This window comes from Pseudomonas sp. PAGU 2196 (genome assembly GCF_022179005.1).
GTDB classification, from domain to species: domain Bacteria; phylum Pseudomonadota; class Gammaproteobacteria; order Pseudomonadales; family Pseudomonadaceae; genus Aquipseudomonas; species Aquipseudomonas kermanshahensis.
Genome location: NZ_BNTL01000029.1, coordinates 153,518 through 160,320, shown reverse-complemented (window position 1 = coordinate 160,320; position 6,803 = coordinate 153,518). Strand labels below are relative to the sequence as shown.

The 6,803-nt window shown below is 65.1% G+C and carries 5 protein-coding genes; 4 read left to right on the top strand and 1 reads right to left on the bottom strand.

From position 1 onward, the window contains the following. Positions 1-58: 58 nt before the first annotated feature. Complete coding sequence (locus MFF34_RS22860) at positions 59-1,069, bottom strand: DUF4917 family protein (protein ID WP_238216610.1); 1,011 nt, start codon at positions 1,067-1,069, stop codon at positions 59-61. Positions 1,070-1,203: 134 nt separating this feature from the next. On the opposite strand from MFF34_RS22860, the gene MFF34_RS22855 reads away from it, so the two are divergent. From MFF34_RS22855 to MFF34_RS22840, 4 genes are all read left to right on the top strand, one after another. Then, the gene (locus MFF34_RS22855) at positions 1,204-1,743 is read left to right on the top strand and encodes an RNA polymerase sigma factor (protein ID WP_099455186.1); all 540 of its coding nucleotides are present in this window, start codon (positions 1,204-1,206) and stop codon (positions 1,741-1,743) included. Next, positions 1,736-2,698 (top strand): FecR family protein, encoded by a 963-nt coding sequence (locus tag MFF34_RS22850; RefSeq protein ID WP_238216608.1) that lies wholly within the window; start codon positions 1,736-1,738, stop codon positions 2,696-2,698. The genes MFF34_RS22855 and MFF34_RS22850 overlap by 8 nt, the downstream gene beginning before the upstream one ends. Positions 2,699-2,770: 72 nt before the next feature. Continuing rightward, positions 2,771-5,152 carry a TonB-dependent receptor gene (locus MFF34_RS22845; protein WP_238216606.1) on the top strand — a complete coding sequence of 794 codons (2,382 nt, stop codon included), beginning with the start codon at positions 2,771-2,773 and terminating at the stop codon, positions 5,150-5,152. 7 nt (positions 5,153-5,159) lie between these two features. Then, entirely contained in the window at positions 5,160-6,758 is a 1,599-nt protein-coding gene (locus MFF34_RS22840) for an alpha/beta hydrolase-fold protein (protein WP_238216604.1), read from the top strand. Positions 6,759-6,803: the final 45 nt, after the last annotated feature.

The window sequence follows — 6,803 nt, the reverse complement described above, 5'->3', positions numbered from 1 at the left end:
CGCGGGCGGCGCTCGGCCTCAAAGGCGCCAAAAATGTTGTGGCGAACAGATACCCACCTCAACGCCGAGCAGCCGGCACCTCGACCGCCAAGTCAGCCAACCCCAACGGGTGCGTACTCGCATCGAAAAAGTGCAGCGCAGTCGCCGGCAAATCCCCGAACCGGTCGATGAAGTGCTGCTTCTGATTGATTACCGACGCCTCCCCCAACGGCCGAATGGCAATCGACAAATGGCGAGGTTGTGCCTGTCGAACCGCCTCGACCAGGTGCTGGTCACTGCTGTCCAGATGCTGCCCGAACAGGCATAACCCCTGGCGTTCCTGGGCCAATTGCGCCAAGCACCAGCTGAGGTAGTCCGAGTGACGAATGGCGCGCAGCTTTTCGTCGCTGCGGTCTTCATTGATGAACAAGGGCACTTCACCCGGAATGTTCACGGCAAAGCCATCGAGCAACTCGGCGCTCTCTGCGCTGCGTTGGCGGGTAGTGCCATCCGGCAGTTTCAACAGGTGCAGGCCGCCATGCAGGTGCAGCACGCGGGTGCCTTCACTGCGGGTGCGGCGTACGTCGAAAAAGCCTTGCTCATCGAACAGCTCGGCAAAACCTTGTGGGGCGTGCTGCACGGCCCAAGGCACGATCAGGTCGTAATTGCTGGTGTAGATGTTGCGATAGCCGCGCAAGGCCTGGTTCAGCATGGCCAGCGTGGCGGCTGGCATCAAAGGCCATGGCAGGTGCACTGTGCGCACGGCATGAATCAGCGCTTCCTTGATCGAGTAGTAGCGGTTCAGCGGTGCAGTGGAGTTGATGGCCAGGGCCGCGTTGACCCGCACCGTGCTGTTGAGGGCGCTGAGCACGGGCTCGAACAATTCGGTGGCGAGTGACTTGAACAAGGCTTGGTCGCTGATCGCCAAGCCTTTTTTGCGGCCCGCGCGCTGCGCTTCCTCGAACAGCGAGAAATAGCCAAACGGCTTCCACAGTGCACGGCTGGCGCCGTTGCCCAGCAGCAGGGCGTCGCAAGGGTGGCGTTGGTCGAGTTCTGGCCAGGGGGTGAGGTAAGCGTCAAGTGCGGGCATGCGGGGTCCGTTGGGCGGAGCGGAAAACGGGGCGACTTTAGCATGTCATTCAAGCGCTAGGTGATTGAGGCTGGCGAGGACAAGAAGTCATGTGTGAGAATGATACGGATTCCTATTAGCGACGCTCACCTTCAATGACATCCTTTTCCACACCCTGGAGCGGCCCTGCGCCGGCCTTGCAGGCGGTCGTCGATGATCTGCTGGCCAACTACAGTGACCTGCGTCGCTACCTCAGCGGGCGCCTGCGCAACCCCGACGACGCCGCAGACATCGCTCAGTCCAGCTTTGCCCAAGCCTATGCCCACGCGCTGAATGCGCCGGTGCTCAATGCGCGCGCGTTGTTGTTTCAGGCGGCGCGTAACTTGTGCATCGATCAGTACCGGCGGCGCAGCACCGAGTTGGCGGCGCTGGAGGATTGGCTGGTGCGCGTAGACGGCTTGAGCCCCAGCGTCGAGGACATCCTGATCGCGCGCGAGCAGTTGCAGCAACTGATTGCACTGATCGAGCGCATGCCGCGCCTGCGCCGCGAAGTATTCGTGCGGGTGCGGCTGTATGGCCAGAGCCATCGCGAGGTGTGTGAGGCGCTGGCGCTGTCGGCCAAGTCGGTGGAATTGCACATCGCCCGCGCGGTGTTCGACCTCTCCGAACTGCGCCTGGCCAGCCGCCATGGCTGACCCGGTTGCCGCACGCAAGGTGCAACAGGCCTTGGTCTACCTCGCGGCGATGCATGGCGACGACCCCACGCGTGTGCGCGAAGCCAGCGGCCAGGCGCTGCGCTGGCGGCGTAAGAGCGACGAACATGAGCGCGCCTGGCTTGAGGCCGAGCAGCGCTGGCAACTGGTGCATCGCCTGGCGCCGCAATTGCGCGGCGCCCTGCAGCCGCAGCCGCATGACCCGAGCCGTCGGCGCCTGCTGCGCCAGGGCAGCGCGTTGGCGGTACTGCTGGGGGCAGGTGGCTGGCTGGGCTGGATGTGGCAGCGCACCGCTGCATTCCAGCAAGACCTGCAGACCGCGCACGGCGAACAGCCCCGCAGCCTGGTCTTGCCCGATGGCAGCCAACTGCTGGTGGCGGCCGAGAGCAACCTGCGTATCCGCTTCGACCATGGCCAGCGCCAGGTGATGCTGTTGCACGGCAATGTCTTCTTCGACGTCGCCCATGAGCGCTGGCGGCCTTTCCATATCAGCACCCGTGTGGGCAGTGTGCAGGTGCTGGGCACGGCCTTCACGGTCAGCGACCGGGGTGACCGGGTGTTCGTGGCGGTGGCCCGCGGCCGTGTACAAGTGCGTGACCTGCACGGTGGCGAACGTACCCTTGGCGCTGGTGAGCGTGTCTGCATCGATGGTCAGGGGCACCTGAGCAACCTGCATGCGCAGGGGCGACTCGGCCCGGACGTCGACCATTGGCAACGCGGTTGGTGGTCTTACACCGACCAGTCGCTGCGAGAAGTGATCGGCGAGCTCAATGCCTATCTGCCGCGGCCCGTGCTGTTGGCGCCGGAAGTCGCCGAACTGAAGCTGACCGGCAGCTTCCCTATCGATCAGCCGCAGAAACTGCTGGAAGCGTTGCCACGCATTCTGCCGGTGCGCCTGAGCGAACGGCAGGGCAGGGTGGAACTGTTGGCGCGCTGAAAAAAGTTTTGAGGGGTAAGCCGCTGGAGCGGCGTCATCAACGGTGAACCCCTCCAAGAGCAAGGACCCTTCATGTCGTTCGCCTCCACCCGTTTATCCGCGCCACTGCGCCACCTGGCCCTGGCCTGCGCACTGGGCAGCCTGTTGTCGCCGGGCATGGCCCTGGCTGACAGCCAGCCACTGGCCCTGGATTTTCCGAGCCAATCGCTGGAAACCACGGTGCACGCGCTTGCCCGCCAGTCCGGTGTGGCCATTGCCGCTGACAGCCGGGTACTCGCAGGCCGCACTGCGCCAGCCCTGCACGGGCGCTTCAGCGTGCTGCAAGCCTTGCAGCAGTTGCTGATCGGCACCGACCTGGTGGCCGAGGAGCACAACGGCGTGGTGACCCTGCGCAGCACCGCCGAGGACGGCGCCTTGACCCTCGGCGCCACCAACGTCAACGCCGCCGGTTTCAACAGTGAACTGCCCGAGGCCTACAGCGGCGGCCAGGTGGCGCGCGGTGCACGGCTTGGCATGCTGGGCAATCGCGACATCATGGACACGCCATTCAACATCACCGCCTACACCGCCAAGACCATCGCCGACCAGCAGAGCGGCACGGTTGGCGCCGTGCTGCGCAATGACCCGTCGATCCGCTTCAGCACCGGCGAAGGCCATGCCTACGAGAACTTCATGATCCGTGGCTATGGCCTGGAATCCTCGGAGCTGGCGGTAAATGGCCTGTACGGCTTGGCGCCGGATGGCCATGTGCCGACCGAATTCCTCGAACGGGTCGAAGTGCTCAAAGGCCCAAGCGCATTGCTCAGCGGCATGGCGCCTAATGGCGGGGTGGGCGGCAATGTCAACCTGGTACCCAAGCGTGCCGGCGATGCCCCACTGACCCGGCTGACCACAAGCTACGTCTCCGATGGCTACTTTGCCCAGCACATCGACGTGGCCCGACGCTTTGCCGATGGGCGCTTTGGTGTCCGCTTCAATGGGGTGTATGGCAGTGGCGACATGGGCGTCGACGAACAATCCAAGGACCGCACGCTGGCCGCCCTGGCGCTGGATTACCGAGGTGACGACTTCAAGCTCGAACTCGATGCCTACGAGACCCATGAGAAACTCGACAACGGCAGCCCGATGATGGCGGGCTTCAGCGAGCTGGGCTACGTGACCAAGGCGCCCAAGCCCGACACCAACGTGCTGGAAGGCATCTATGCCAAACAAGTCAGCAAGGCAGTGGTGCTGCGTGGCGAGTACCAGCTCAACGACGACTGGACGGCATTTGCCAGTGTGGGTGGGGCGCGCACGTACTACGACGGCTTCCTGAACGGTACCCGCATCCGGGTGCAGGCGGCCGATGGCAGCGCCAAGGGGCAGACTTACAACCAGGCCGGCTACACCCACAGCCTGTCCACCGAGGCCGGCCTGCGTGGCAACTTCATGACGGGGCCGGTCACCCACCAGCTGGTGTTGACGACGTCGCTGCTGCACCAGGACATCGGCCGAGCGCCCACGGTCACCGGCGCCACCTACGACACCAACCTCTATCGCCCGGTCAAAGGGGTGATTGCCGGTGATCACGGCTCGAACGACAAGACCGGCGACAATACCTTGTCCAGCTTCGCCCTGGCCGACACCCTCGGTTTCTTCGACGAGCGTGTGTTGCTGACCCTGGGTGCGCGTGCCCAGCGGGTTCGGCAGAAGATGAGCAAACCAACGGCCTATGACGAACGCAAACTGACCCCGGCCTTTGGCATCGTGGTCAAACCCTGGGATGCGCCGGTGTCGCTGTACGCCAACTACATCGAAGGCCTGACCCAAGGTGGCACGGTGACCGAGGTGGGGGCCCTGAACAAGGACGAGCAATTTGCGCCGTACGTGGCCAAGCAGATGGAAGCGGGCGTGAAGTGGGACCTGGGCACGTTCAGCCATACCCTGGCGGTGTTCCAGATCGAGAAACCCAGCATGGTCAAGAACACCCGCGGCGACACCTTCTGGTACACCGATGATGGCGAGCAGCGTAACCGTGGCGTGGAGTGGAACATGTTCGGTGAAGCCGCCCCTGGCGTACGCCTGCTGGGCGGGGTGACCTACACCCGCGCCGAACTGAGCAAGACGGCCAACGGTACCCTGGATGGCAACACCGCCCGCGGTGTACCGGCCTGGTCGGCCAACCTCGGCGCCGAGTGGGACCTGCCCTGGGTCGATGGCCTGACCCTGACGGCACTGGGCATTCACAGCAGCTCGCAGTACCTGGACGACGAGAACACGCTGAAAATCCCACAATGGACGCGCTACGACCTGGGCGCGCGCTACGCCACCCGCGTGCTGAGCAAGGACGTGACCCTGCGCGCCAGCCTGGAGAACGTCGAGAATCGTGCCTACTGGGCGGGGGTGTTCAACCCGGGGTATGCCACCGTCAGCGAACCGCGCACCTTGAAGCTGTCCGCCAGCGTCGACTTCTGAGGTGCGCATGAACCGCATCTCTCTCATCCGTTGCGCCTTGCTGCTGGCCTTGACCAGCGCCGTGGCGCAGGCTGCAAGCGAAGCCACGCTGCAGCCCGGTCAGGCTGTCAACGGCCAGGCCATGGCGGCAGGCAGCACGGTCTGGCACGTTGGGCTCAAGGCGGGCGACCTGGTGCGCGGCCGGGTCGAAGGCGACGTCAGCCTGCGCCTGCTGGACCCGCAGGGCAGGCCCTTGCGCCTGTTGATCGACGGCCAGGACCAACCGCGCGCGTTCATCTTTGTCGCCGACAGCCCGGGGGCATACGGCTTGCGTGCAGAGCCACTGGACGGGCGCCCGGGCGCCCCTTTCAGGCTGCGCCTGGAGCAGGTACTGGTGCGTGCCGAGCAGCGGCAAAGCCCACCACGGCTGGCCAGCCCGGCCCTGGCTGAGCTGGCGGGGCAGCTTGCCCAGGGCGGTGATACCGAAGCGTTCTGGAACGCGCGAAAGGCCCAGGGCACGCCGCTGGTCGAGCGGCTACCGGGCCAGCCGCAGCAGCGCCTGGTGACGTTTCTGTGGCGCGGCGCCCAGCACAATGTGCGGATGTTCGGCGCGCCGTCGGGCCGTCACGAAGCGCTGCAACGGCTTGGCACCAGCGATGTCTGGTACGCCAGTTTCGAGGTCCCGGCCAGCACCCGGCTCAGCTACCAAATGGCGCCTGATGTGCCACCGTCGGATGACCGCCGGGTGATTCTTGCCACCACGCGCCGCGACCCGCTCAACCCTGCCACCTTCGCCGACAGCAGCGGTGATGCCTGGCTGTCGCGTTCACGCCTGGAATTGCCGGATGCGCCCCCGCAGCCCTGGGTAGCTGAGCGACCAGGTATCGCCCGTGGCACGCTCGAACGCAAGCGCCTGGCCAGCGACGTGCTGGCCAACACGCGCGATGTCTACCTGTACCGACCGGCTGGCTGGCGCCCGGGTGCTGCAGGCCAGGCCTTGCTGGTGCTGTTCGACGCCCACGCCTATACCCGGCAAGTGCCTACGCCGACCCTTCTCGACAACCTGATCGCCGATGGCCTGATCCCGCCCACGGCAGCCATCATCATCGCCAACCCCAGCGACCTCAGCCGCCAGCAGGAACTGCCACCCAACCCACGGTTCGCCCGTTTCATGGCCGAACAACTAATGCCCTGGGCGCGACAACAAGGCTTGAGTGCCCCCGCGGCCAGTACGGTAATCGCCGGCTCCAGCTACGGGGGGCTGGCCGCGTCCTACCTGGGCCTGATGCACCCTGAGTTGTTCGGCAATGTGCTGAGCCTGTCGGGGTCGTATTGGTGGGCCAAGGACGGGGAAGAGCCAGGCTGGCTGACCCGTGAGTACGTCCAGGCAACTCCCAAGCCGCTACGTTTCTACCTGCAATCGGGGCTGTTCGAAGGGCCGACGATTCTGGATACCAACCGCCACCTGCGCGATGTGTTGCGTGCCAAGGGCTATGCGGTTGAAGCGGTGGAGTACCCCGCGGGGCATGATTACCTGCAATGGCGCGGGTCATTGCCGTGTGGCCTGGTGAGCCTGATCGGCAGGCCGGGTGAGGTAAGTTCCAAGGCGTGCGCTGAATACCGTTGATGCCCTGCATCCCCTGTAGGAGCAGCCTTGTGCTGCGAAGAGGCC

Excerpts from the sequence above, each read along its gene's own strand:
- MFF34_RS22840 (WP_238216604.1), top strand. The coding sequence starts at position 5,160 with ATGAACCGCATCTCTCTCATCCGTTGCGCCTTGCTGCTGGCCTTGACC.
- MFF34_RS22845 (WP_238216606.1), top strand. The coding sequence starts at position 2,771 with ATGTCGTTCGCCTCCACCCGTTTATCCGCGCCACTGCGCCACCTGGCC.
- MFF34_RS22855 (WP_099455186.1), top strand. The coding sequence starts at position 1,204 with ATGACATCCTTTTCCACACCCTGGAGCGGCCCTGCGCCGGCCTTGCAG.
- MFF34_RS22850 (WP_238216608.1), top strand. The coding sequence starts at position 1,736 with ATGGCTGACCCGGTTGCCGCACGCAAGGTGCAACAGGCCTTGGTCTAC.
- MFF34_RS22860 (WP_238216610.1), bottom strand. The coding sequence starts at position 1,069 with ATGCCCGCACTTGACGCTTACCTCACCCCCTGGCCAGAACTCGACCAA.